This is a genomic window from Dyella sp. PARNA 12/25 (assembly GCF_055702865.1).
This window is the reverse complement of the sequence record NZ_JBVQCI010000001.1, coordinates 492,611-514,118: the sequence shown is the minus strand read 5'-3', so window position 1 is coordinate 514,118 and position 21,508 is coordinate 492,611. Positions and strand designations below refer to the sequence as shown.

The 21,508-nt window shown below is 62.5% G+C and carries 24 protein-coding genes; 10 read left to right on the top strand and 14 right to left on the bottom strand.

All coding sequences use genetic code 11. The annotated features are described in order from the left end of the window. Positions 1 to 156 precede the first annotated feature (156 nt). Entirely contained in the window at positions 157 to 576 is a 420-nt protein-coding gene (locus tag AC0GUR_RS02390; protein ID WP_472875866.1) for an organic hydroperoxide resistance protein, read from the top strand. Positions 577 to 629: 53 nt separating this feature from the next. On the opposite strand, the gene AC0GUR_RS02385 is transcribed toward AC0GUR_RS02390, so the two are convergent. The 3 genes from AC0GUR_RS02385 to AC0GUR_RS02375 all read right to left on the bottom strand — a co-directional run bounded on the left by AC0GUR_RS02385 (position 630) and on the right by AC0GUR_RS02375 (position 2,695). Continuing rightward, positions 630 to 857, bottom strand: a complete 228-nt coding sequence (locus tag AC0GUR_RS02385; RefSeq protein WP_472875865.1) for a tautomerase family protein — start codon at positions 855 to 857, stop codon at positions 630 to 632. Positions 858 to 909: 52 nt separating this feature from the next. Continuing rightward, on the bottom strand, positions 910 to 1,620 hold the full coding sequence (locus AC0GUR_RS02380) for an SDR family NAD(P)-dependent oxidoreductase (RefSeq protein ID WP_472875864.1): 711 nt from the start codon (positions 1,618 to 1,620) through the stop codon (positions 910 to 912). A gap of 103 nt (positions 1,621 to 1,723) precedes the next feature. Continuing rightward, complete coding sequence (locus AC0GUR_RS02375; protein WP_472875863.1) at positions 1,724 to 2,695, bottom strand: LysR family transcriptional regulator; 972 nt, start codon at positions 2,693 to 2,695, stop codon at positions 1,724 to 1,726. A 198-nt stretch (positions 2,696 to 2,893) separates the two neighbouring features. On the opposite strand from AC0GUR_RS02375, the gene AC0GUR_RS02370 reads away from it, so the two are divergent. From AC0GUR_RS02370 to AC0GUR_RS02360, 3 genes are all read left to right on the top strand, one after another. Continuing rightward, the gene (locus tag AC0GUR_RS02370; protein ID WP_472875862.1) at positions 2,894 to 3,955 is read left to right on the top strand and encodes a Dyp-type peroxidase; all 1,062 of its coding nucleotides are present in this window, start codon (positions 2,894 to 2,896) and stop codon (positions 3,953 to 3,955) included. Then, positions 3,948 to 4,745, top strand: a complete 798-nt coding sequence (locus tag AC0GUR_RS02365) for a family 1 encapsulin nanocompartment shell protein (RefSeq protein ID WP_472875861.1) — start codon at positions 3,948 to 3,950, stop codon at positions 4,743 to 4,745. The genes AC0GUR_RS02370 and AC0GUR_RS02365 overlap by 8 nt, the downstream gene beginning before the upstream one ends. 281 nt (positions 4,746 to 5,026) lie before the next feature. Then, complete coding sequence (locus AC0GUR_RS02360; RefSeq protein WP_472875860.1) at positions 5,027 to 6,355, top strand: hypothetical protein; 1,329 nt, start codon at positions 5,027 to 5,029, stop codon at positions 6,353 to 6,355. 46 nt (positions 6,356 to 6,401) lie between these two features. Here the strand turns inward: AC0GUR_RS02360 and AC0GUR_RS02355 are convergent, their stop codons facing one another. The 3 genes from AC0GUR_RS02355 to AC0GUR_RS02345 form a co-directional block, all read right to left on the bottom strand. After that, positions 6,402 to 7,196: a TOBE domain-containing protein gene (locus AC0GUR_RS02355; RefSeq protein WP_472875859.1), complete on the bottom strand. Its 795-nt coding sequence runs from the start codon at positions 7,194 to 7,196 to the stop codon at positions 6,402 to 6,404. Positions 7,197 to 7,258: 62 nt separating this feature from the next. Then, positions 7,259 to 8,107 (bottom strand): alpha/beta hydrolase, encoded by an 849-nt coding sequence (locus AC0GUR_RS02350; RefSeq protein ID WP_472875858.1) that lies wholly within the window; start codon positions 8,105 to 8,107, stop codon positions 7,259 to 7,261. A 74-nt stretch (positions 8,108 to 8,181) separates the two neighbouring features. Further along, positions 8,182 to 9,012, bottom strand: coding sequence for a plasmid replication/partition related protein (locus AC0GUR_RS02345; protein ID WP_472875857.1), 831 nt, complete (start codon positions 9,010 to 9,012; stop codon positions 8,182 to 8,184). Positions 9,013 to 9,160: 148 nt separating this feature from the next. Between AC0GUR_RS02345 and AC0GUR_RS02340 the strand changes: the two genes are divergently transcribed. Further along, positions 9,161 to 10,102 carry a peptidylprolyl isomerase gene (locus tag AC0GUR_RS02340; RefSeq protein WP_472875856.1) on the top strand — a complete coding sequence of 314 codons (942 nt, stop codon included), beginning with the start codon at positions 9,161 to 9,163 and terminating at the stop codon, positions 10,100 to 10,102. Between the two features lie 53 nt (positions 10,103 to 10,155). On the opposite strand, the gene AC0GUR_RS02335 is transcribed toward AC0GUR_RS02340, so the two are convergent. Next, positions 10,156 to 10,941 (bottom strand): DUF4349 domain-containing protein, encoded by a 786-nt coding sequence (locus AC0GUR_RS02335; RefSeq protein WP_472875855.1) that lies wholly within the window; start codon positions 10,939 to 10,941, stop codon positions 10,156 to 10,158. 135 nt (positions 10,942 to 11,076) lie between these two features. Here AC0GUR_RS02335 and AC0GUR_RS02330 point away from each other — a divergent pair, with 135 nt between their 5' ends. After that, positions 11,077 to 12,006 (top strand): DMT family transporter, encoded by a 930-nt coding sequence (locus AC0GUR_RS02330; RefSeq protein WP_472875854.1) that lies wholly within the window; start codon positions 11,077 to 11,079, stop codon positions 12,004 to 12,006. A 4-nt stretch (positions 12,007 to 12,010) separates the two neighbouring features. Here the strand turns inward: AC0GUR_RS02330 and AC0GUR_RS02325 are convergent, their stop codons facing one another. Continuing rightward, complete coding sequence (locus tag AC0GUR_RS02325) at positions 12,011 to 12,910, bottom strand: LysR family transcriptional regulator (protein ID WP_472875853.1); 900 nt, start codon at positions 12,908 to 12,910, stop codon at positions 12,011 to 12,013. Between the two features lie 75 nt (positions 12,911 to 12,985). On the opposite strand from AC0GUR_RS02325, the gene AC0GUR_RS02320 reads away from it, so the two are divergent. Then, positions 12,986 to 13,672 carry an NAD(P)-dependent oxidoreductase gene (locus AC0GUR_RS02320; protein ID WP_472875852.1) on the top strand — a complete coding sequence of 229 codons (687 nt, stop codon included), beginning with the start codon at positions 12,986 to 12,988 and terminating at the stop codon, positions 13,670 to 13,672. A gap of 229 nt (positions 13,673 to 13,901) precedes the next feature. On the opposite strand, the gene AC0GUR_RS02315 is transcribed toward AC0GUR_RS02320, so the two are convergent. The 4 genes from AC0GUR_RS02315 to AC0GUR_RS02300 all read right to left on the bottom strand — a co-directional run bounded on the left by AC0GUR_RS02315 (position 13,902) and on the right by AC0GUR_RS02300 (position 17,642). Continuing rightward, on the bottom strand, positions 13,902 to 14,510 hold the full coding sequence (locus AC0GUR_RS02315) for a c-type cytochrome (RefSeq protein WP_472875851.1): 609 nt from the start codon (positions 14,508 to 14,510) through the stop codon (positions 13,902 to 13,904). Between the two features lie 11 nt (positions 14,511 to 14,521). After that, positions 14,522 to 15,487: a copper resistance protein B gene (locus AC0GUR_RS02310; protein ID WP_472875850.1), complete on the bottom strand. Its 966-nt coding sequence runs from the start codon at positions 15,485 to 15,487 to the stop codon at positions 14,522 to 14,524. After that, the gene (locus tag AC0GUR_RS02305; RefSeq protein ID WP_472875849.1) at positions 15,484 to 17,199 is read right to left on the bottom strand and encodes a copper resistance system multicopper oxidase; all 1,716 of its coding nucleotides are present in this window, start codon (positions 17,197 to 17,199) and stop codon (positions 15,484 to 15,486) included. Before AC0GUR_RS02305 ends, AC0GUR_RS02310 begins: the two co-directional genes overlap by 4 nt. Positions 17,200 to 17,279: 80 nt before the next feature. Next, positions 17,280 to 17,642, bottom strand: a complete 363-nt coding sequence (locus tag AC0GUR_RS02300; protein ID WP_472875848.1) for a hypothetical protein — start codon at positions 17,640 to 17,642, stop codon at positions 17,280 to 17,282. Positions 17,643 to 17,776: 134 nt separating this feature from the next. On the opposite strand from AC0GUR_RS02300, the gene AC0GUR_RS02295 reads away from it, so the two are divergent. The 3 genes from AC0GUR_RS02295 to AC0GUR_RS02285 all read left to right on the top strand — a co-directional run bounded on the left by AC0GUR_RS02295 (position 17,777) and on the right by AC0GUR_RS02285 (position 20,492). Beyond that, complete coding sequence (locus AC0GUR_RS02295) at positions 17,777 to 18,658, top strand: 23S rRNA (adenine(2030)-N(6))-methyltransferase RlmJ (protein WP_472875847.1); 882 nt, start codon at positions 17,777 to 17,779, stop codon at positions 18,656 to 18,658. Positions 18,659 to 19,018: 360 nt separating this feature from the next. Beyond that, positions 19,019 to 19,537 (top strand): Slp family lipoprotein, encoded by a 519-nt coding sequence (locus AC0GUR_RS02290; RefSeq protein WP_472875846.1) that lies wholly within the window; start codon positions 19,019 to 19,021, stop codon positions 19,535 to 19,537. 46 nt (positions 19,538 to 19,583) lie between these two features. Continuing rightward, positions 19,584 to 20,492 carry a cation diffusion facilitator family transporter gene (locus tag AC0GUR_RS02285; protein ID WP_472875845.1) on the top strand — a complete coding sequence of 303 codons (909 nt, stop codon included), beginning with the start codon at positions 19,584 to 19,586 and terminating at the stop codon, positions 20,490 to 20,492. Positions 20,493 to 20,602: 110 nt separating this feature from the next. Here AC0GUR_RS02285 and AC0GUR_RS02280 read toward each other — a convergent pair whose 3' ends face one another. Next, entirely contained in the window at positions 20,603 to 20,998 is a 396-nt protein-coding gene (locus AC0GUR_RS02280) for a VOC family protein (RefSeq protein ID WP_472875844.1), read from the bottom strand. After that, positions 20,995 to 21,384, bottom strand: a complete 390-nt coding sequence (locus tag AC0GUR_RS02275) for an MmcQ/YjbR family DNA-binding protein (RefSeq protein WP_472875843.1) — start codon at positions 21,382 to 21,384, stop codon at positions 20,995 to 20,997. Before AC0GUR_RS02275 ends, AC0GUR_RS02280 begins: the two co-directional genes overlap by 4 nt. Positions 21,385 to 21,508: the final 124 nt, after the last annotated feature.

Below are 21,508 nucleotides of genomic sequence, written 5' to 3'. Positions count from 1 at the left end.
TGTATCGAAACGTATCCCTCCCTGCCGGTGACACATTGCGATGCCTTTGCGCCCCATCGGAGACACACCCGCGATACAGCGCCACGGTTTCCTATGCACACCGACCAGCAGCTCCCACCCCATCGCTGGCCCGGCCCATTCCCAAGGAAACTTACCATGTCGCAGAACAACACCATTCTTTACACCGGCAAGACCCTCACCACCGGTGGCCGTAACGGCGCTTCGCGCAGCAGTGACAACCGGCTGGACGTCAAGCTCTCGGTACCGGGCTCTGACGGCGCGGGCACCAATCCCGAGCAGCTGTTTGCCGCGGGCTGGTCTGCCTGCTTCATTGGCGCCATGCAGAAGGCCGCCCAGACCATTGGCGCCCGTTTCCCCCAGGATGCCGCCGTTGCGGCGGAAGTGGATCTGGGCAACACGCCGGAGAAAGGCTACTTCCTGCAGGCCCGCCTCAACGTCAGCCTGCCGGGCCTGGACCGTGTCGTCGCGCAGACCCTGGTCGAACTCGCCCACCAGACCTGCCCTTACTCTAAGGCGACGCGCGGCAATATCGATGTGGCCATCACATTGGCATAAGTTGCGTGCAGCCGCGGTTGCGTAGCATCTCCACGCAACCGCGGCACTTAGGCTTACTCACTCTGCTGCTTGCGCAATTCGGGCAAAGGCACACCCGCCCAACCCCAGTTCTCCACGTCCAGCTCTTCGATCACCACGATGGTGGCGTTGAGCGGCTTGTGCAACACGTCAAGCAACAACTGACCGACGCCTTTGACCAAGGCGGCCTTCTCTTCGGCAGTGGCTGCGTTCCGGCCGGACCCCGTACCTTCACGGGTAATCTTGATGTTCACGATAGGCATAACGCTCTCCTCGATGATTGGGGGGTGAGCCTGGTGCCCACCCCATCGCAGTTCAGTGACCGGCACTCTGGCCGCCGTCGACATGCAGCACCTCACCCGTCGCAAAACCGGCGCCATCGAGATACAGCACGGCGTCCACAACATCGGAGATTTCCCCCATGCGCCCCACCGGATGCAGTCCGGCGAGCGCGGCATGGCTTTCCGGTGCGTGCATCGGGGTCTTGATGACGCCCGGTGCCACGGCGTTCACGCGCACGCCACGCTTGGCGTATTCGATGGCCAGCGACTTGGTGGCCGCATTGAGGCCGCCCTTGGTCAGCGAGGCCAGCACCGACGGCACGCCGTCAATCGCGTGATCCACCAGGCTGGTGGTGATGCTGACGACATGGCCACTGCCCTGCTTTGCCATTTCAGCGATGGCAAGCTGGGTGATGTTGAAGAAACCAGTGAGATTCACCGACAGGTTGCTGGCATAGTCTTCAGCGCTATACGCGGTGAAAGGCTTGGCCATGAAGATGCCCGCGTTGTTGACCAGCGTATCGATACGGCCAAAGCGCGTCAGCGCTTCCTTTACGATGCGGTCGGCCACGGCGCGATCGGCGATGTCGCCCGGCACCGCGATCACGTCGGGATCGTTGGATGGCTTGATGGAACGGGAGTTGGCGATCACACGGTAGTTGCGGTCACGGAATGCCTTGACGAGGCCCGCGCCGATACCCTGGGATGCACCGGTGATGATGGCGACTTTCTGCTGGTTGTTCATGGTCTGTCTCGCTCATGGATGAAGGTGGTTCAGCGTGTGCTGATCGGGCCTGTGGCGCCGACACCTTCAATCTAGGAGCACGAGACGACTTAGCGAATCCACGCTATCCGGCAGACATTCTTCCGCGCCGCGGAAGAATCGGGGCATTCGGCGGTGTTTCCGCTTCCTTGGCTAGAGTGGCAAAGCGCGCCCGCAAACGCGGCACGGCGAAATCGACAAAGGCTCGTACCTTGGGTACGGCCAACCTTCCGTACGGCGTCACGATATTCACCGGCAGCGGCGCCGGCTCGACATCGGCTAGCAATATCTGCAGCAAGTCTTGCTTGATTTCCGGCGAAACGTGATAGGCGAGCAAGCGCGTTACACCATGGCCATCCACCGCTGATGCAACCGCACCGCGCACATTGTTGACCACCAGGCGAGGCGTAAACGACACGGAGCGCGGCACGCTGGAGCCATCCAGCGGTGGAAAGGCCCACGAATCCTGCCCCAGATGCGACATGGCGATGATCTGGTGCTTACTGAGGTCCGCGGGTTCTGCGATGCGTGGGTGGGTGGCGAGATAGCGAGGCGACGCCACAATCACCCGCCTTGCTTCGCCAATAGGATGCGCAACCAGCGACGAATCCCCCAGGGGCGTCACGCGCAATGCCAGGTCCATGCCTTCGTCGATCAGGTTGACTGGTCGCTCCAACAGGTAGAGCCGCACATTGACCGTGGGATATTCCTGCATGAAGGCATCCACGATGGGCCTCAGGATCTCCACACCGATGAACATGGTCGAGGTGATGGTCAAGGTGCCGCGTGGCACGGAGCGCTCGCCCGCTGCGCTGCGGTCGGCCTCTTCCAGATCCATCAGCACCTTGCGACAGGCCGCAGCATAACGCTCACCCGCCTCGCTCAACTTGATGGATCGCGTGGTCCGGTGCAGCAGCGGCACGCCCACATGCGCTTCCAGATAAGCAATGGCCCGGCTCACGGCCGCCGCGGAACGCCCGGTCTTTCGACTTGCGCCGGCAAGACTCCCTTCATCCAGCGCCGCGACGAAGATCTTCATGGCCTCCAGGCGATCCATAGGTCGTGCCTCACTCATCACGGCGGGAAGTTTGTAACGGCGGCGTGGTGCCATCGCGAACAGGCTTTTCACAACCGCGAAAACTCTAGCATGCGACAAGATGGCGACCCGCGCTTACAAGCTCATCCCCCAAACACGCTTTCGAAATGCGAGGAGCCGCGACTACACTCAGGGGACCCCAAGAGTGAGGAATGGAGCGTGCCCTCTGCTATTCCACAGCCGGTAACGGCGAAACTCACCCCGTCTGCCATTTTTCTTGTGGTGACGCTGAAGTCGGAGTCACAGCATGCCCAAGCCGTCCGCGCCTTGTGCAACGGCCTTGCCGGGCTGCTGCGCGCCGTAGGCTTTCGTGATCTCGAAGGACGCCTGTCGTGCGTCATGGCGATTGGCTCGGCTGCCTGGGATCGGGTCTTTGGAGAACCCAGGCCGGCGGATTTGCATCCCTTCCGTGAAATCAAAGGCCAGCACCACGCCGTTGCCACACCGGGCGACCTGCTCTTTCACATTCGCGCGATGCGGATGGATCTGTGTTTTGAACTCGCCACCCAGATCATGGCGAAGCTCGGCGACGCCGTTGCTTCATCGGACGAGGTGAAGGGCTTCAAGTATTTCGATGATCGCGACCTGATCGGCTTTGTCGATGGCACCGAGAACCCGGTGGATCAGGATGCCCTCGATGCCACCCTCATCGGCGACGAAGACCCGGGCTTTGCCGGTGGCAGCTACGTGATTGTGCAGAAGTATGTGCACAACATGCCGAGCTGGAACAACGTGCCGGTGGAGGAGCAGGAACGCATCATCGGCCGCACCAAGTTGTCGGATATCGAACTGGACGATGCGGTGAAACCGTCTTATGCGCACAACGCGCTGACGAGCATCGTGGAGAACGGTGAAGAGCTGGAAATCGTTCGCGCCAACATGCCATTTGGCGATACCGGCAAGGGTGAGTTCGGCACGTATTTCATTGGCTATGCCAAGTCGCCGCATCGCATTGAGCAGATGCTGATCAACATGTTCGTCGGTCGCCCTCCCGGCAATTACGACCGGCTGCTCGATCACAGCAGGGCCGTCACAGGCACCTTGTTCTTCGTGCCGTCGGCGACCTTCCTGGAAAACGTCTCCGTGGACGACGCTGCGCCATCGGGCCGTGGCCTGTCATCGGACGGACCTGCCACGGCGCCATCATCCGAATCTCCCAAGCCACCCGCCGATGGCTCGCTCGGCATCGGTTCGCTAAAAGGAGCATCAGCAAATGAATAACCTTCACCGGAAATTGGCGCCGATCTCCGAAAAGGCGTGGGAGCTCATCGAAGAAGAGGCATGCCGCACGCTCAAGCGCCATATGGCAGCGCGGCGCGTCGTGGATGTCATCGGTCCGAAAGGCGCCGACTACAGCGCAGTCGGCACGGGCCATCTGCGGCAGATCGCGAATCCCGATGAAGGGATTCAGGCTGCACAGCACGAGGTGACGCCGCTTATGCAGCTTCGCGTGCCTTTCGCTCTGTCGCGGCAGGCGCTCGACTCGGTGGAATGGGGTGCTCAGGATCCGGACCTGCAACCGCTGAAGGATGCCGCCCGCAAACTCGCACTGGCGGAGGATCGCGCCGTGTTCGAGGGTTATGCCCCGGCAGGGATACAAGGCATCCGTCAAGGCACCAGCAACACCGTGATGGCGCTCCCCTCTGATGTGGACCACTACCCTGCGGCGGTGGCGCAAGCAGTAAGCCAATTGCGGCGTGCGGGGGTCAACGGGCCTTACACGCTGTTGCTGGGTGAGCAGCCTTACACCGCCGTCAGCGGCGCCACGGAGGAAGGCTATCCCGTGCTGCGCGATATCCAGCATCTGGTGGATGGCGACATCGTGTGGGCTCCTGCCATCAAAGGCGGCTTCGTGCTCAGCACACGAGGCGGCGACTTTGCCTTGCACCTTGGCCAGGACATATCCATCGGCTACCTGAGCCATACCGACAGCGAGGTTCGGCTCTACCTGCAGGAGACGTTTACCTTCCTGATGCTGACCTCCGAGGCATCGGTGGCGCTGGACGCCTGACGTCGGGCAACCCCGCCCCTCCTTGAGAGGCCGCCAGTCATACGGGACCACGTGTGGCTGGCGCTTCCCGTCGCAAGTCTTTGCGTGACCCCAGGCTTTAGCGGCATCAGGTCGCTACGAGATCATGTCGCCGTCGCTATATAGTCTGATATATAGCGCTTGCTCGTCAGGGGTGGCGGGAGCAGGCCAGCCCTTCGATGCCAAGTGTTCAACGCGCGGCGCAACCCGGGGAGGTTGCGGATGCCCGCGCTCACCTTCTGTCACTTCACCAGAGGTAGGCCATGCAGAAGAAACTTCTCGCTGTTGCCGTCAGTGCGCTGTTGCCTGCACTTATGCCGGTTGCCCATGCGGACAACACGGGCCTCGACGATATATTCACCAACGGCCATGCCGACGGCGAGCTACGCGCGTATTACTTCAGCCGTCTCTACGACACCGACAAGACGCCGGACGCCCATGCCTTTTCGTTGGCGGCGCTGATCAATGCGCAGACTGGCCCGTTTCTCGGCGGCTTCAGCGTGGGTGGCTCATTCGCAACGGCGAATTCGCTCGGCACGCAATCGAGTGACGTGGCCAAGATCGACGTATCGCTGATGGGCCCGCATCAATCCATCGGCGCCTTCAGTCAGGCGTATCTGCAGTTCGGCAACCCATGGCTATTGTTGCGCGGCGGCTATCAATACCTCGACACGCCATGGATGGGAAAGAACGACTCGCGTGTCATCCCCTCTTCGTACAACGCCATCAGCGCCACCATCACACCGCTCACTGGCTGGAACCTTATTGGCATCCGTACGTATAGCTGGAAGAGCCGCACGTCGATCGGCATGTTTCGAGACAACCTGTACTACCCGTCCACGTTTGATGGCGACCAGATGTACGGCAACAATGGCTCGCTACCGGCTACGTCTCAGCGCTTCCGTGGCACCTGGGCCGCAGGCACGACCTACGCCAACGAGGCCTTCAAGGGCCAGCTGTGGTACTACGATTTTCTAGATTTCGCGCGCATGGGTTACGTGGACGGCACCTATACGCTGAAAACCGAAACCCCTTTGAATCCGTTCGCGTCGGTGCAGTACCTCAAGCAGAACAGCAGTGGCGACAATGTCCTGGTCGACACGCACACCAAGCTCTTTGGCGTGGCGGGTAGCCGCGTGCGCAGTGAGGCATGGGGCGTAGACCTCGGCACGTCCGTTTTCGACGGCAAGATTGATGTCGCCTACAACAAATTGGCGCACCAGTCCGGGGCGGTAGGCGATGGCGCGCTCATCTCCCCCTACACCACCAACTACGCCACCGACCCGCTGTTCACCACATCGATGATTCGCGGCCTGGTCGAGGAAGGTCCTGGACATGCGTGGAAGGCCCGTGCCACCTACAACTTCTTCAACAAGAAGCTGCAGCTGGTGGCTGCCTATGCCAAATACTCCACCGACCTGCGCGGCACCAGCCACAACGTCTACTTCGACATCATCTACAGCCTGGACGACTATCTGAAGGGGCTGACCCTGCGCAATCGCTGGGAGCGCTCTACCGGCGGCATCAACAATCTCAACCCCGGCAATGAGTCGTTTACCTATAACCGCCTGATGATTACTTACAAGTTCTAGGCACGCTGGCCAGGGACGGCCGTTGCATGAACGGGGTCTCTCGCGATCAATCGATGGTTGCCATCATGATGCTCGATGCCTTGATGATGGCGACGACCGCGAGGCCTTCGGACAGTTGCAACTCATCAGCACTTGCCTCGGTCACGATCGCCACGATGACATTGCCTCCTGGCAATTGAATAGCCACTTCGGCATTCACCGCACCGTGAGTGATCTTGGCGATGGTTCCCGCCAGCTGATTGCGTGCCGACAGGCGCATGGCGTCGCCGGGCAAGCCAATAAGCACGGATGAAGCCTTGATCAGCGCAAACGCCTGCTTGCCGGGCGCCAGCCCCAGACTCCGGGTGCTTTCGCTGGTCACCGTGGCCACGATGCGCTGCCCACCCTGAATCGCCAACGTCACCACATCGTTGACTGCACCACTTTCGACCGCCACCACAGTGCCGGCCAGCTGATTGCGCGCGCTCGTTCTCATCATGAATCGCCTCACCAGTTCGATGTCGTCGTGTGTCGCCAGCTCATCGGAACTCAACTGAACCACCAACCGCTGCTGCTCCGCTTCGATGGCGCGAAACATCTCGATCAAACGCCATGCCCGCTGCGTCAGCTGCGCGCCACCACCGCTGCGACCACCCACGGCGCGTAACACTAACGGCTCATGGGCGAGGTTGTTCATCGCGTCCACTGCGTCCCACGCGCCTTTGTAACTCATGTCGACCGCCCGCGCAGCCGCTGCAATGGAGCCCAGCTCGCCGATCTTCGCCAGCAGCTCGATGCGGTCCCGCCCACCCATGAGGCTCTCGCCAGCGTAGAGGGAGAGCATGCCCTTGAACTCAATCATGCGAATGCCTCGCCGACAGGTGCCGTCGACGTGGGATGTTCCCACAGATCGCCACGGAATCCTTAAGGCGCGTGCGTCTCCGGCGTTTTCCTGACCATCCCCTGTGCCAGCAACCAGGCATGGAAGTCGTCTATCCAGTGATCGCTACTGGTGCCTTGCTTGCGCATGCCAAAGCCATGACCACCCGCGCTGTAGATGTGCACCTCGGGTTTATGGCCGGCGGATTTCAAAGCCTCGTAGAACTTGACCACCGCGCTCCCTGCGACGGGATCGTCCTGTGCCCACGCCATGAAAATCGGCGGCAGTTTGGCGGGAATGGTCGGCATGACACCGAACGGACCACCATAGATCAGCCCGGCAAAGTTGGGGCGCGCAGCGGCATCCGGTTGAAGCAAGGCGCCGCTCACCACCATGGCCCCTGCAGAGAAACCCACCATGCCGACCTTGTCGGGAGATACGCCCCATGCCACCGCGTGCTGCCGAACGACCTTGATGGCCTGGATGCCGTCGGCCATCCCGTACTTGCTTACCTCATCCATATTCATGTCGGGAATGCCTTCCTGGCGCTTCTCGACAGTGCGGTACTTGAGCACAAACGCGGCGATGCCATGGCTCTGCAGCCAGCGCGCAACATCGTTGCCCTCGATATCGACGGCCAGCGCAACGAAAGCACCGCCAGGCGCGATGACGACGCCGACTCCCGTTGCCTTGCCCGGCTCGGGCAGGTAGGCCGTCAAGGTGGGAGTCACCACATTGATGATCACCGTACCGAGCGGCGTGCCTTGCTCGGCTATTTCTTTTTGCGTCCACTGCTCCGAACCCGGCGCCTTGCCGGGCCAGAGCCGGACGGTCTGCGCGTATCCGCTAAGCGGAACGAGCAGTGCCACAGCCATCATCAGCGTTCGCCACATAGCGGCTCCCTCCTTCGACGCTGCTTGGTGCCGTTTGGCGCATCAACGCGACGTGAAGGGTGCAGGTTCCGGCATCATTCTTCCGGCCTTTGCCAGCGCGCCAGTTGCTGCTTGAGGGCATCGTTCTCTGCAGTCAGTTCGGCGACTTCCGCAGTCAATTGGGCTACGCGCTTGCGCAAGGTCGGCAGATCGTCCTCTTGCCCGGGGTCCTGCTCCTTGGGTGGCCGGCGGCGCGACTCGCGCACACGCTTGGCGGCCTGTTTGAGCTCGTCGCCACCGGCAACGGCGGCCGCTCGCTGCTCGTCCTCGGGAAGGCTTGCCACGGCTGCTGCTGCATTGATCGACAGCGTGCCGGACTTCACCGCGGCAACCACCTCGGGCGCGGCCTGTTTCTGGATCTTCTCGATCGCCACCACCTGGCTGTTGCTCAGGCGGGCCTCGCGCGCCAGCTCCTGGCGGCTGGGCAAGGCTTCGGCCCGGGGCTTGGCACGCGGTACGTCGGCGACCTGCTCAGCCGCCTCTGGTGCGGCCTCTTCGGTGGCCGGAACCGGCACCATCTCCACGGCTTCCTTGGCGCTGCGACGCGCTGACAGAATCTCGCGCTTGCGCAATGCCAACACGCCACGCTGGAAATCCGACACGCTGCGACGACCCAAGTGCTGCTCGATCATCCACAGGTGCACGTCTTCCATGGACTGGAAGCGCGTGTTTTGCACAGTCTGGAACGGCAGGTTGTGCGTCTGGCAAATGCCAAAGCGATTATGGCCGTCGACCAGGATATTGCCCCATAGCACCAGCGCATCACGGCAGCCTTCTGCTAGCAGGCTGCGTTCCAGCGCCTCATGCTCGTCAGGGGTGAGCGGGTCGATATAGGCCTTGAGTTCTTCGTTGACGACAATGTCCATGGATCGGGGCTGGCAAACGGCAAAGGGGCGGCATTGTAGAGAAGCCGGACCGCCCGTGCTCGCCCGGGCCATGAAATAGTCACCGGTCGCGGCGCCCAGTGAGAATGCCTGCTCTGCTAACGTGCGGACTTTCGACACCGGAGGTCTCATGCTGCTACGCCACTGCCTCGCCGCCGCCATGGCGCTCGCTATCGTTTTGCCCGCTGCCACCATGGCCGACGATGCTTCGCCGGCTCACACACCGACTCCCAAGGAGTTGTTGGCTAAGTCGCAAGCTCAGGAGTGGCGCACGCCCGACCCGCAGAGCCTGCTGGTGATGCAGCTGCCGCAAGGCCAGGTGCTGATTGAACTAGCGCCGGACTTCACGCCATTGCACGTCACCAACATCCGCACGCTTGCCCGCGAGCACTACTACGACGGGCTGGCCATCGTGCGCGTGCAGGACAATTTCGTCACGCAATGGGGCGACCCCGAAAGCGACGACAACGGCGACAAGAACAAGCTCAAGTCACTCGGCACCGCCAAGGCCACGCTGCCGCCGGAATACACGCGCAGCCTCGATACGGGGATTCCTTTTGCGTCGCTGCCGGATGGCGACATCTACGCCCCGGAAGTGGGTTTCTCCGAAGGGTTTCCCGTGGGCCGCGACAAGGCCAGTGGCGAAGAGTGGCTGACGCACTGCTACGGCATGGTGGGCGTGGGGCGTGATATCGACCCGCAGACGGGCAGCGGCAGTGAGCTGTACACCGTCATCGGCCAGGCGCCCCGCGCACTGGATCGCAACCTCGCGGTGGTCGGTCGCGTGCTGCAGGGCATGGAGCATCTCTCCGGCCTTCCGCGTGGCGCGGGCCCGCTGGGCTTCTATGAGAAACCCGAGCAACGGGTATCCATCCGCTCGGTACGTCTGGCGTCCGAACTGGCGCCCGATCAACGGCCACATGTCGAGGTGCTCCGCACCGACAGCGCCACCTTTGCTGCGCTGGTGGATGCCAAGCGCCACCGCAAGGACGACTTCTACCGCCGCCCGGTGGGCAAGATCGACCTGTGCAGCGTCAATATCCCGGTGCGTGAGGCCAAGGCACCGCACTAATCCGGTTCTCTCGCGGTGCTGCGATTCACGCGCGGCACCGCGAGAGCGACACCTCAAGGCGTACTTCTGGACGGCCGCCGAATAAACCGTCGCCACGCCCAGCGCCATGCCAGCCCCACCGGAAAGGCCAGCAGCAGAAACGGAATGCCGTAGGCCAACAGCGAAAGCGCGTCGCGGACGCCATCGACCAGCTGATCCAGCAGTTGCGTAAAGGTCATGCCCAGGCGATGACCACGCGAATTGGCTTCAGAGTCGCTGAAGCGGATCTCCAGCAGATTGGTATCGATGCGCCGCTGCTGCTGTGCGGCGGTGTTCTGCAGGGCCTCGCGTTGCGTCTGCACCTGTGCGCGTTCGTGATTGAGCGAAATCAGGTCGCTGACCGCCAGATCCTTGCGCTGCGCTAGCTCATCCAGCCGGTGGGCATACGCGTCGAGCTCTTTCAGTTGCCGCTCATTGTCATGCACCGCATCGGCCAGATCTTCCGCCGAGGTGCTTCGCGAGGCCACGGTGCCACCTTGCGCGGCCAAGGCCGAAAGGGGCTCAACACCAGAAGGCACCACCCGCACCACCAGCAGGCCGCGCTGCTCACTCTGTTCAAGGCGAAGCACGTTGCACGCGCCGAAGCGGGCCGTATCGCATGCTTCACGCGTCGCCGCCAATCGATCAGGGATCTGTGCAGTCGGCAGCTCGACGCTCAGATGATGCTCGTAAGCCAGCATGGCGCCAGCTTTGGATGTTTCACCCGCGACCGGCGCATGCTTCGCTTCCTGTTTATGCGAACAGCCGGCAAGCACCGGCACCAGAGCCATCCACCAAACCAGCCGCCAACGCGTACGCATAGATTCTCCCTCTCCTTGGAAACAACCCTCGCAGTGTGCCAGAAGACCAGCCCAGTCCAAGGACGACCGGGGTCGTTGGCACCACGCAGCGGGCGGCGACGGTAGAATGCGTGGCCCTCTTCTCGATGTCCCTCCATGCAGCCCGTCGCCAAAGCCCGCTGGCAGATTCACTTCTGCGTTCTGCTGTGGGGCTTCACCGCCATCCTTGGCAAGTTGATCACCCTGCCCGCACTGCCCCTGGTGTGGTGGCGCATGTTGCTGGTGTCGGCGGCGCTGCTGTTGATGCCCAAGGTGTGGCGAGGGTTGAAGGCCATGCCCGCCCGCTTGCGATGGGCTTATGCAGGCATCGGCGTACTGGTGTCGCTGCACTGGCTGACGTTCTATGCCGCCATCAAGCTGGCCAATGCGTCGGTCGCGGCGACCTGCATCGCTCTGGGGCCTGTCTTCCTGTCGCTGGTGGAACCGTGGATCGCGCGACGCAAGTTCGACCCGCGTGAGTTGCTAATTGGCGTCGCCGTGGTGCCCGGTGTGGCCATGGTGGTGGGCGGCGTGCCGGTGGATATGCGAGCAGGCATTGCCGTGGGCGCGGTGTCGGCGCTGTTGGTGGCGCTGTTCGGCGCCTTCAACAAGCGCATGGTGGAACACGCCGACCCGCTCACGGTGACCTGCCTGGAACTGGGTACGGGCACGCTGTTCCTGACCCTGCTGGCACCCTTGCTGCCGCACATCGGCCCTGCCTTTGTGCTGCCAAGCGCGCACGACGCCGCTCTGTTGGTGCTGCTGTCGTTCGGCTGCACCTTGCTGCCGTTTGCGCTGGCACTGGTCGCGCTACGCCATATGAGCGCGTTCGGCACGCAGATGGTGACCAACCTGGAACCCGTCTACGCGATCGTGCTTGCGATCGTGCTGCTGGGCGAGCAGCGCCAGCTGGATGGATGGTTTTACGCGGGCGTTGCGGTCATCTTGGCCGCCGTCTTCATCCATCCCCTACTCAGTCGCCAACAGGGCACGCCCACGCAGCCCGAATTGCTGGGTACGGCGGAGAGCCACAACATCGTTGAGTAGCGCTTTACGACTGCGCGGCCAACGTGGCCCGCAGGTGGTCGATGAAGGCGCGCACTTTGGCTGGCGGCTGACGTCCCGGGTAGACGGCGTAGATGCCACAAACGGGCAAGCTGTATTGCGCCAGCAGCACAGTCAAGCGGCCTTCGCGGATATCGTCGGTGACCAGATAGTCCGGCAGCACGCTCACACCTGCGCCATGGCGTACCAACGCATGGGCTGCTGCCACGTTGTTGGCTTGCGCTACCGCGCGCATACGTACCGTTCGGCGGGAGCCATCGGGTGCGGTGAAAGTCCAGCGCAATGGCGATGAAAGCAGGGTAAGCGCTACCCAGTCATGCCCCGGCAAATCACCCAGGCTTCGCGGCTTGCCATGTTGCGCAAGATAGCTCGGCGCGGCCACCAGCAACTGACGGAAACTACTGAGCCGTGCCGAGCGCAGGTTGGAATCACGCAGCCACCCCATGCGGATGGCAAGATCGAAACGCTCGGCGATCAGGTCGCTCATGTGGTCGGTAAGCACCAGATCCACCTGTAGCTGGGGATTGGCGCGCATGAATTCAGCGAGCGCCGGCGCAACGATGGCTGTGCCGTAATCCCCCGTGGCAGTGAGCCGAAGCGTACCGCTGGGCTTCTCCTGATTGCGCCCCACTTGCTCAATAGCGGCCTCGGCCTCAGCAAGTATGCCGACGCACGCTGTGTGGAACGTGGCGCCTGCTTCGGTAAGCGTCATGCGTCGGGTGCTGCGCGACACCAGGGTGACGCCCAGCTCGCTTTCCAGCTTCGCGATGTGCTGACTCACCATCGCCTTGGTCATGCCCAGCGTTTCGGCGGCAGCCGTGAACGACCCTGCCCGCACCAGAGCCACAAACACTGCCAGCCGGTTGAGATTGACTTCTGTTGCCATGGCGTACCTCACTGTCAAGCTAAACTTTACAGTGAATTCCCGTTTGGTGCGTTTATCTGCATCAACGAGTGGCGCATGCTTCTCGCCAGTCCCATCTACCCCCTGCTGGAGAGCACACCCATGAAACTCGCCCTGTTCGGCGCCACCGGCCATGTCGGCCACGCCATCCTCGACGAAGCCCTTGCCCGCGGTTATGACGTCACCGCCATCGTGCGCGACCCGGCGCGCCTGACGACTGCCAACCCGCACCTGAAAGTGGTCACCGGCGATGTCTCTCAACCCGATACGTGGGTGGATGCGGTGCGTGGCACTGATGCGGTGGTCGCTAGCCTTTCCGCCCGCCGCGACGGTACACCCGACGCCATTCCGAACAATGCACGCACCTTGCTGGACAACCTGCCCCGCGCCGGCGTGAAGCGTCTTGTGTGGGTTGGCGGTGCCGGTTCACTGGAGACCGCCCCGGGCGTGCGCGTGATCGACGATCCGCACTTCCCCGACGCGTGGAAGCCGGAAGCCGCCGGCCAGGCCAAGGCACTCGATGCTTTCCGCGGTAGCAAGGCGGATCTTGATTGGACGTATATCAGTCCGGCGGCGTTGCTTGAGGATGGCGCGCGCACGGGCAAGTACCGTGTGGGTGGCGATCAGTTGCTGGTTGATGCCGATGGCAAGAGTCATATCAGCGTGGCTGACTACGCTGTCGCCTTGCTTGACCGGGTTGAGAAGAACGATACGCTGAAGCAGCGGATTACTGTTGCTTACTGATTTTGCCGTCCTGCCGTGAGGTGAGCAGCAACACGGTCCTTCTGGGTACCAGTGTTTTGCTCCTTCCGGGGACGCGACTTTGATGAGCGAGGAGAGGGTTCGGGCGATGGGCGGATGCTCGCCTCTCCGTTCCATGTGAACCGTCACCCCGGCCTTCGCCGGGGTGACAGTAGATAAGCAAGCACGCTTCACAGTCATGCGCGCTGCACGACAGCAGCTTCAAGCCAACTCAGTGCGCATCATGCCCAGACATATCGTGATCATGGTCGCCATCGTGATCATCGTCCGCACTGCCCTCATGGTGATGATGCTCATGCCCACCCCCATGACCATCATCCCCCGCTGAGCCGGCCATATCCTCAAACTGTGCCTCGTCCATCTTCGGCAACTGGCGCACAAAGGCCACCATGTCCCAGATGGCCGCATCGTCATGGCTGCGTCCCCACGCCGGCATCGCGGTGAGCTTGACGCCGTGCTTGATCACCCAGAACGCCTCTGCAGCATCATGCACGCCATGCTTTGAAAGGTCCGGCGGCTGCGGGTAGAGACCCTGCCGCAGCTCCGTCGTGTGCATACCCGGCGTGAGATGGCATGCCGTACACATCTCGGCGTAATGCTCAGCACCGCGACGAATACGCTGTGGGTCATCCAAATCAGGAATGGTCGCGCCACTCGCCCTGCGCTCGATGGAGCGCTCTCGCAACACGTCGACCACATGTTCGGTGAATTTCCAGTGGGGCCGATCGGCCGCGATATCGTAGGCACCTGACCACACAAACGCCGCGGCAGACAACACCAGCAGCAACAGACTCGTCAGCACAATCACGATGAACTTCATGTTGAGTCTCCTCAGAACCAAAGTCGCACACCGGCCAACCACGTCGTCTCGCGCGCATGCACTTCGGGTGCACCCAGCACGTCACTGTGGCTTCCCCAACGCCGCGTCCAATTCACACCGATATACGGCGCAAAGTTGCGGCTGAACTCGTAACGCAGTCGCAGGCCTGCCTCAAGCTCTGATAGTCCGGAAGCGATGCCGCGCTGCGGGTCGTCCTTGCCGTAGAAGTTGAGCTCCACCTTGGGTGTGAGAATCAGGCGTTGCGTGAATAGCATGTCGTAGCTGCTTTCCAGCCGAAGCGCCGTACGCCCTTGCTCGCCCACATAAAACGTCGCTTGCGTTTCGAACCAGTAGGGTGCGAGACCTTGTACGCCGACAGCTGCCCATTGACGCTTCGGCCCCCGCCCGAAATCCTGGCGTGCTCCGAGTTGCCAATCCCAGAACCTGGTCCACGCATGGCTCCACAGCACATCCACGCGTCCATCCTGGGTGCCGTTGCTGCCACGCTCGCCTTCGGTCTTCAGCCACACGCGGTTGAGCGGCGTGCCCCACCAGCCTTCCGCCTCCCAGCTGGTGGCGTAATCACCCGCCGTGCTGCGGCTGCGCTCCAGGCGGTCGAATAGCAGCATGCCCATGGGTGCGGCGTCGTCCATCTGCATGACGTCTGCCATCTGCGATGGCGTCATGTCATGCATGACGTATTTCGGCGGTAGTGGTGCAACGTGATCGTTGGGCGGCAACACCTGCTGATCCATGGAGGACATGTCATGCCCGGCGTGATCCATGGACGTGTGGTCGTGCGCTGATGCGTCGTGTGTGGCCGGCTGCGCTGCCGCTTTATCGGCGTGATCTTCATGATCCGCGTGCGAGTGCGACATCGACATGCCCGGCATACCCTGCATATCCGCACTCTGCGCCCATGCCGGCGAACTGAAGGCCAGCACCAGCGCAATACTGAAACGAAGCTGCCTGCTCATGCCACCACCACCTCGCGGAACATGCCGGCCTCCATGTGGTAGAGCAAATGGCAGTGATACGCCCAACGCCCCAGCGCATCCGCACTCACCCGATAACTGATGCGTTGAGCCGGCTGCACCACGACGGTGTGCTTGCGCACCTGAAAGCCACCATCCGGTGATTCCAGCTCGCTCCACATGCCATGCAGGTGAATCGGGTGGGTCATCATGGTGTCGTTCACCAGCTCTACGCGCACATGCTCGCCGTAGCGAAGCCGCAACGGCTCGGCCTGCGAGAAGCGCTTGGCGTCGAACGACCACAGGTAACGCTCCATGTTGCCGGTGAGTCGCAGGGTGATTTCTCGATCCACGCGCGGCGAAATCGGCGCATCGACGGCATGAAGGTCGGCGTACGTCAGCACGCGGCGACCGTTGTCGCGCAACCCCACACCTGGGTCATTGAGATTGCCGCGTGGCGTGGCCACACGCATATCCACTTCGGGGCCGGTTTTCAGCGGAAATGCACCATGCGCAGGTTCCATCGGCATACCCGGCATGGCCATACCCGGCATGTCGTGCGACATGCCACCGTGATCCATCGCCCCCATCATGTCGCCCATGCTCAGCAGTGGCCGTCGATCGAGCGGGGGCACCTCCGCCGACATGCCAGCGTGTGGCGCGAGAGTGGCACGCGCATAGCCCGTCCGATCCATGCTCTGGGCAAAGATGGTCCACGCACGATCGGCGGAAGGCTCGACGATCACGTCATAGGTTTCCGCCGTACCGATGCGGAACTCATCGACCGTGACTGGCTCGATGGCCTGCCCATCCGCGGCAACCACAGTCATTTTCAGGCCGGGTATGCGCACGTCGAAGAACGTCATCGACGCGCCATTGATAAAGCGCAGCCGAACCTTGTCGCCGGCGCTGAACAGGCCCGTCCAGTTGCCCACCGGCGTCTGGCCGTTGACGAGATGGGTGTAGGTGGCAGCGGAGACGTCGGCCAGATCGGTGGGATTCATCCGCATCTGGTTCCACATCCGGCGATCAGCGAGCGCGCCGGAAATACCGTCGCGCCCGGCGTCATGCAGAAAATCGCCGACCGTCCGCTGGCCGAAGTTGTAGTAGTCGCTCTGCTTCTTCAGGTTGGCGTAGATGGATTCGGGGTCGTCGTCGGTCCAGTCGTTCAAAAGCACGACGTAATCGCGGTCCACCGCGTGGCGCTCGCCATCACGCGGCTCGATCACGATGGGGCCGTAGAGACCGGTCTGTTCCTGAAAGCGTGAGTGGCTGTGGTACCAGTACGTACCCGCCTGATTCACGGTGAAGCGATAGACATACTCCCCGCCCGGCGGTATGCCATCGAAGCTGAGGCCGGGGACCCCGTCCATGTCTGCCGGCAACACGATGCCGTGCCAATGAATGGAGCTGGGCACACGCAGGCGGTTGCGTGCGCGCAGAGTGACCGTATCACCCTGCCGCCAACGCAGCAGGGGCGCCGGCAACTGCCCGTTCACCACTGTGGCGATGCGCTTGCGCCCGGTGAAATCCACCGGCAGCTCGCCGATCTCCAGCTCGAAGTAGTTGCCGCGCAGCTCGGCGCGCGGCGCTACCGCCTGAGCCAACGCATTGCCACGCCAAAGTCCCAGCCCAGCGGCTACGCCACCCAGCGCCAATCCCTGCACAAAACGCCGACGCGGCAGCTGAAAGCCGCGTGGTTCCTGCTTGCTCATAGTCTTGCTCCGTCAGTCGCACCCGCAGCACGGGTGCGTCACATCAGCCGATCAACCGGCCCCTCACTGCGAACGGAGAATCAGGCCAGCGGTGGCCGCAAGGGTGGCTCGTAAGCAGGCTGCGGCGCCACCTCACGGCGAGCCTGCCAGGTAGAGCTGTCAGGCGACGCGTGCAGCATGTGCTGGATGCCGGAAGGCGGTACCGTGGCTGCGGCATGAGCGCAGCAGCCATCGGCGGCCATGCTGCCGGCATGGGTGTGGACGTCTTTGGCTGGCGTGATCGTGCAGTGATGCATCGACATGCTCATCGACGACGCCATGACCGTGGGGCAACAGTCCTCAGGCTGCGCCCACGCCATGCTGGACAACGCCAACCAGGCGCACAGCGCCAGCGCCAACAGGGCGCGGCAACGGCGTAGGTGGCGGAGCAGATGGTGGGTCATGGGCTGGAGGATAACCAGCGTGTATGCGGAGGCTCAACTCTGGAGTTGGGATCATCAGGGGTGGCGTGGGCCGCAGCGAGCCGTGGGATGTCTTTACTCCCTATAATTACCCACCGCCCGGCACCCCTATTCCCATGAACTACCGCCACGCCTACCACGCCGGCAACTTCGCCGATGTCCTCAAGCACTCCGTGCTGTTCGCACTCATCGAAGCCCTGCAGGCCAAACCCACCCCGTTCGCGTTCATCGACACGCACGCGGGCAGCGGCTGCTACGCGCTGGATAGCACCGAAGCGGGCAAGACCGGCGAGTACAAAGATGGCATCGCGCGCCTGCTGTTTCCCGACATGCATGCTTCGAACCACCAAGCTCCGCCGCTGCCGCCCCTGCTGCGCCGCTGGCTGGACAGCATTCTGCGGCTCCCGGGCAATGAGCACGGGCTGAAGCTGTATCCGGGGTCGCCCTTGCAGGCAGCCCAGGCCATGCGCGACAGCGACAGCGCGCAGTTGTGCGAATTGCATCCCGAAGAAGCCAAGCTGCTGCGCGAGCTGTTCCACCACGATCATCGCGTGCACGTGCATCAGCGCAACGGTTACGAGGCGCTGAAGGCGCTGCTGCCGCCGAAGGAAAAACGCGGACTGGTGCTGATCGATCCGCCCTATGAGGCGCAGGACAGCGAGTACCGGGTGATCGAGCAGGCGCTGAAGGTGGCGCTGGAGCGTTGGCCGACGGGTGTCTATGCCGTCTGGTATCCCATCAAGCTGCGCAGCCAGGTGCAACCGTTCCACCGCTGGCTGCAGCGCTGCGGCGCTCGACGCGTGTTGCGGGCCGAGTTGCTGGTGCGCCCTGACGACTCGCCGCTGCGCCTCAATGGCTCAGGCATGGTCATCCTTAATGCGCCGTGGAAACTCGATGATGTGCTACGCGAACCGTTGCACGCCATGACATCCCTGCTCTCCCAGGACAAGCCGGCACACTGGCGACTGGATTGGCTGGTGGAAGAAGGCGCCGGTTGAACCCGCTTCTGGTGTATACCGCCCATGACGCCTGCCCGTTAAGGCAACGCTGATGAAGTATCGCCGTCGTCATGATGTCTGGAAGGCCGGCAGAGTGTGTCGCGTGGCGCCGGGAAGACTGGCCGTCTTGCCAAGCCGCGCGGCACACCCTGCCGGCCTTCCAGACATCACCCCGTCAACTCAAATTCAACGCGTTGGGGCCCGCCCTGTCTGTCCGCATGCCTTCGGTCCCTTGGCTCGACAGACGGCCAGTCTGCCTTCGCCAATGGCCCTGTGGTCTGCGAACAGACAGGGCGGGTGACGACGGTGATACTTCATCAGCGTTGCCTTAAGCTCAGGCAAACCACGCGGATGTGCGCCATGAATCAACCTGTCGCTTCTTTTCTTCTACGTAGCGCCCTGTGTGCTGGCCTGTCGATGCTGGCCGCGTGCGCGCCGGCTCCTATTTACAAGCCCTCGCCGACCACCGTAGCTGCCGCGCCGAACATGGTGGCGCAGTCGCCGCAGCAGTACGGCAATGCCGATGTGATCTGGGGCGGGCGCATTGTCGAGGTATACAACCTCGCCGACCACAGCGAGATCGAGATCGCCGCCTATCCGCTCGATGACTCGCAACGCCCCAAGATCGACAACAGCCCGGGCTGGGGACGCTTTATCGCAGTGGTACCGGGCTATGTCGAATCGTTCGACTACCCGAACGGAGGCCTCATCACACTGGTGGGCCGCCTGAACGGTACGCGCTCAGGCGCGGTGGGTCAGGCCCCCTATGTGTTTCCCCTGGTGAGCGTGACGCAATCGCACATTTGGACGGCCGCTGAGCTACAGAGTGGCCATCCCAATATAAGTTTTGGCCTCGGTGTCGGCGTGGGCATCCACTGATCGGCCAGGCCGCATAAACTGCAGCCTTCGTCCAAAGGAATGCACGATGTCCGGCCATGCCAATTCGCTCAGGGCGATCCTGCTCGCCTTGGGCGCGAACTTCGCGATTTTCCTCAGCAAGCTGGCCGCTGCTCTGATCACGGGCTCGGGCGCCATGCTGGCCGAAGCCGTGCATTCGCTGGCCGACTGCGGCAACCAGTGCTTGCTGCTGTTTGGTATGCGCCAGGCCGAACAGCCACCGTCCGACGAGTATCCGCTGGGCTGGGGCCGCGCCATGTATTTCTGGTCGTTCCTGGTGGCGATGCTGCTGTTCAGCGTAGGCGGCATGTTTTCCATCTACGAGGGTATTCACAAGCTCAGTCACCCTGAGCCCCTGAGGTGGCCATGGCTGGCCGTGGGGGTGTTGGCCTTCGGCTTCGCTGCTGAATCCTTTTCCATGCGCGGCTGCCTGACGGAAGTGAACAAGGTGCGGGATGGACGCAGCCTCTGGCGCTGGTTCCATGAAACGCGCTCCAGCGAGCTGCTGGTGGTCTTCGGCGAGGATCTCGCTGCCCTGCTCGGCCTGAGTGTGGCGCTGGCAGCGGTGCTCGCGACCATGGTCACGGGCAATCATGTTTACGACGCGGTAGGCACCATTGTCATCGGTGTATTGCTGGTGGTCGTCGCCATTGCCGTCGCGTACGAAGTGAAAGCACTGCTGATAGGCCAGGGCGTGGAGCCGAAACAGCGCGAAGCCATCATTGCCTTCATCAATGCCCGCCCCGAAGTAGATGTGGTGCTCAACCTCGTCACGCTGCAGATGGGGCCTGATGTGATGGTGGCCGTGAAGGCACGTATGTCGCCCGCACCTGACCAAACCACGTTGATCGAGGGGATCAATGCTGTGGAGCACGCCATGAAGGCGCAATTCCCGGATATCCGCTGGAGCTTCTTCGAGCCGGATATCACCGACTGAGCCTACGGCCTCCGTGTAGGAGCGCACTTGTGCGCGACCGCGGAACTGCAACGACTCCGCTCCGTTGGCTTGTCGCGCACAAGTGCTCTCCTACAGTCGTCGTTTCGACGTCACGCGCGCTTGAGCTGCAACAGATCCCACTTGTTGCCGTAGAGGTCCTGAAACACCACCACCGTGCCGTAAGCCTCTTCGCGGGGCTCTTCGCAGAACGTGGCGCTAGCCGCCTTCATGCGCTGGTAGTCGCGCCAGAAATCATCAGTATGCAGCAGCAGGAAGACGCGACCGCCCGTCTGGTCACCCACACGCGCGGCTTGTTCTGGTGTGCTGGCTTTGGCGAGCAGCAAACGCGTTTCCGTCGAGCCCGGCGGCGCTATCACCACCCAACGCTTGCCGCCGCCCATGTCGGTGTCCTCGACCAGGGTGAACCCGAGGACGCGGGTGTACCAGTCAATGGCCATGTCGTAGTCAGCGACCACCAGGGCGACGCTGCCGATGAATTGCTTCACTTGTCTTGCTCCTTCTGTAACGGCCACTCACCCAACTCCGCCTGCAGCTTCTTGGTGAGCTTGGCGCGAATCAGCCCATAAGCGGTATGGATGAGCCCTGACAGCTCCTTGGTGGTGAAGCGCCGCGGCTCCACCACCTGGATCCAGCGGGCACGGGCGAGATAGGGGGCAGCGATCATACCCGGCTGGTCGGATAGTTCGAGGAAGCGATCATCTTCGACCTTGAAGGCGAGTCGCCCACCGTTCACCGGCATCACCACGAACATCTTGCCGCCCACGCTGAAGACCAGCTCGCCACCCCACTTGATGTCCCGCGTTACTCCAGGCCAGGGGCCGCACAAGGCCTCTAGCTGGGCGGGGGTGATGCCTTTGGTCGCAGTGCCCATGGATTTCACTCTCCTTCAACGCGCCCACGGATGGGTTGGCGCATTCTGCCAATCGCACCCATCCGCGGCACGGGGTCAGCCCACCAACCGCAATGCAGTGCGACATAGCACCGCAAAATTGGTT

Bases quoted from the DNA above. Each gene is read 5' to 3' on its own strand.
- AC0GUR_RS02345 (WP_472875857.1), bottom strand. From the start codon at position 9,012: ATGGACATTGTCGTCAACGAAGAACTCAAGGCCTATATCGACCCGCTC.
- AC0GUR_RS02375 (WP_472875863.1), bottom strand. From the start codon at position 2,695: ATGGATCGCCTGGAGGCCATGAAGATCTTCGTCGCGGCGCTGGATGAA.
- AC0GUR_RS02360 (WP_472875860.1), top strand. From the start codon at position 5,027: ATGCAGAAGAAACTTCTCGCTGTTGCCGTCAGTGCGCTGTTGCCTGCA.
- AC0GUR_RS02330 (WP_472875854.1), top strand. From the start codon at position 11,077: ATGCAGCCCGTCGCCAAAGCCCGCTGGCAGATTCACTTCTGCGTTCTG.
- AC0GUR_RS02350 (WP_472875858.1), bottom strand. From the start codon at position 8,107: ATGTGGCGAACGCTGATGATGGCTGTGGCACTGCTCGTTCCGCTTAGC.
- AC0GUR_RS02325 (WP_472875853.1), bottom strand. From the start codon at position 12,910: ATGGCAACAGAAGTCAATCTCAACCGGCTGGCAGTGTTTGTGGCTCTG.
- AC0GUR_RS02300 (WP_472875848.1), bottom strand. From the start codon at position 17,642: ATGACCCACCATCTGCTCCGCCACCTACGCCGTTGCCGCGCCCTGTTG.
- AC0GUR_RS02305 (WP_472875849.1), bottom strand. From the start codon at position 17,199: ATGAGCAAGCAGGAACCACGCGGCTTTCAGCTGCCGCGTCGGCGTTTT.
- AC0GUR_RS02365 (WP_472875861.1), top strand. From the start codon at position 3,948: ATGAATAACCTTCACCGGAAATTGGCGCCGATCTCCGAAAAGGCGTGG.
- AC0GUR_RS02275 (WP_472875843.1), bottom strand. From the start codon at position 21,384: ATGGGCACTGCGACCAAAGGCATCACCCCCGCCCAGCTAGAGGCCTTG.
- AC0GUR_RS02385 (WP_472875865.1), bottom strand. From the start codon at position 857: ATGCCTATCGTGAACATCAAGATTACCCGTGAAGGTACGGGGTCCGGC.
- AC0GUR_RS02295 (WP_472875847.1), top strand. From the start codon at position 17,777: ATGAACTACCGCCACGCCTACCACGCCGGCAACTTCGCCGATGTCCTC.
- AC0GUR_RS02380 (WP_472875864.1), bottom strand. From the start codon at position 1,620: ATGAACAACCAGCAGAAAGTCGCCATCATCACCGGTGCATCCCAGGGT.
- AC0GUR_RS02335 (WP_472875855.1), bottom strand. From the start codon at position 10,941: ATGCGTACGCGTTGGCGGCTGGTTTGGTGGATGGCTCTGGTGCCGGTG.
- AC0GUR_RS02390 (WP_472875866.1), top strand. From the start codon at position 157: ATGTCGCAGAACAACACCATTCTTTACACCGGCAAGACCCTCACCACC.
- AC0GUR_RS02340 (WP_472875856.1), top strand. From the start codon at position 9,161: ATGCTGCTACGCCACTGCCTCGCCGCCGCCATGGCGCTCGCTATCGTT.
- AC0GUR_RS02285 (WP_472875845.1), top strand. From the start codon at position 19,584: ATGTCCGGCCATGCCAATTCGCTCAGGGCGATCCTGCTCGCCTTGGGC.
- AC0GUR_RS02315 (WP_472875851.1), bottom strand. From the start codon at position 14,510: ATGAAGTTCATCGTGATTGTGCTGACGAGTCTGTTGCTGCTGGTGTTG.
- AC0GUR_RS02355 (WP_472875859.1), bottom strand. From the start codon at position 7,196: ATGATTGAGTTCAAGGGCATGCTCTCCCTCTACGCTGGCGAGAGCCTC.
- AC0GUR_RS02320 (WP_472875852.1), top strand. From the start codon at position 12,986: ATGCTTCTCGCCAGTCCCATCTACCCCCTGCTGGAGAGCACACCCATG.
- AC0GUR_RS02290 (WP_472875846.1), top strand. From the start codon at position 19,019: ATGAATCAACCTGTCGCTTCTTTTCTTCTACGTAGCGCCCTGTGTGCT.
- AC0GUR_RS02310 (WP_472875850.1), bottom strand. From the start codon at position 15,487: ATGAGCAGGCAGCTTCGTTTCAGTATTGCGCTGGTGCTGGCCTTCAGT.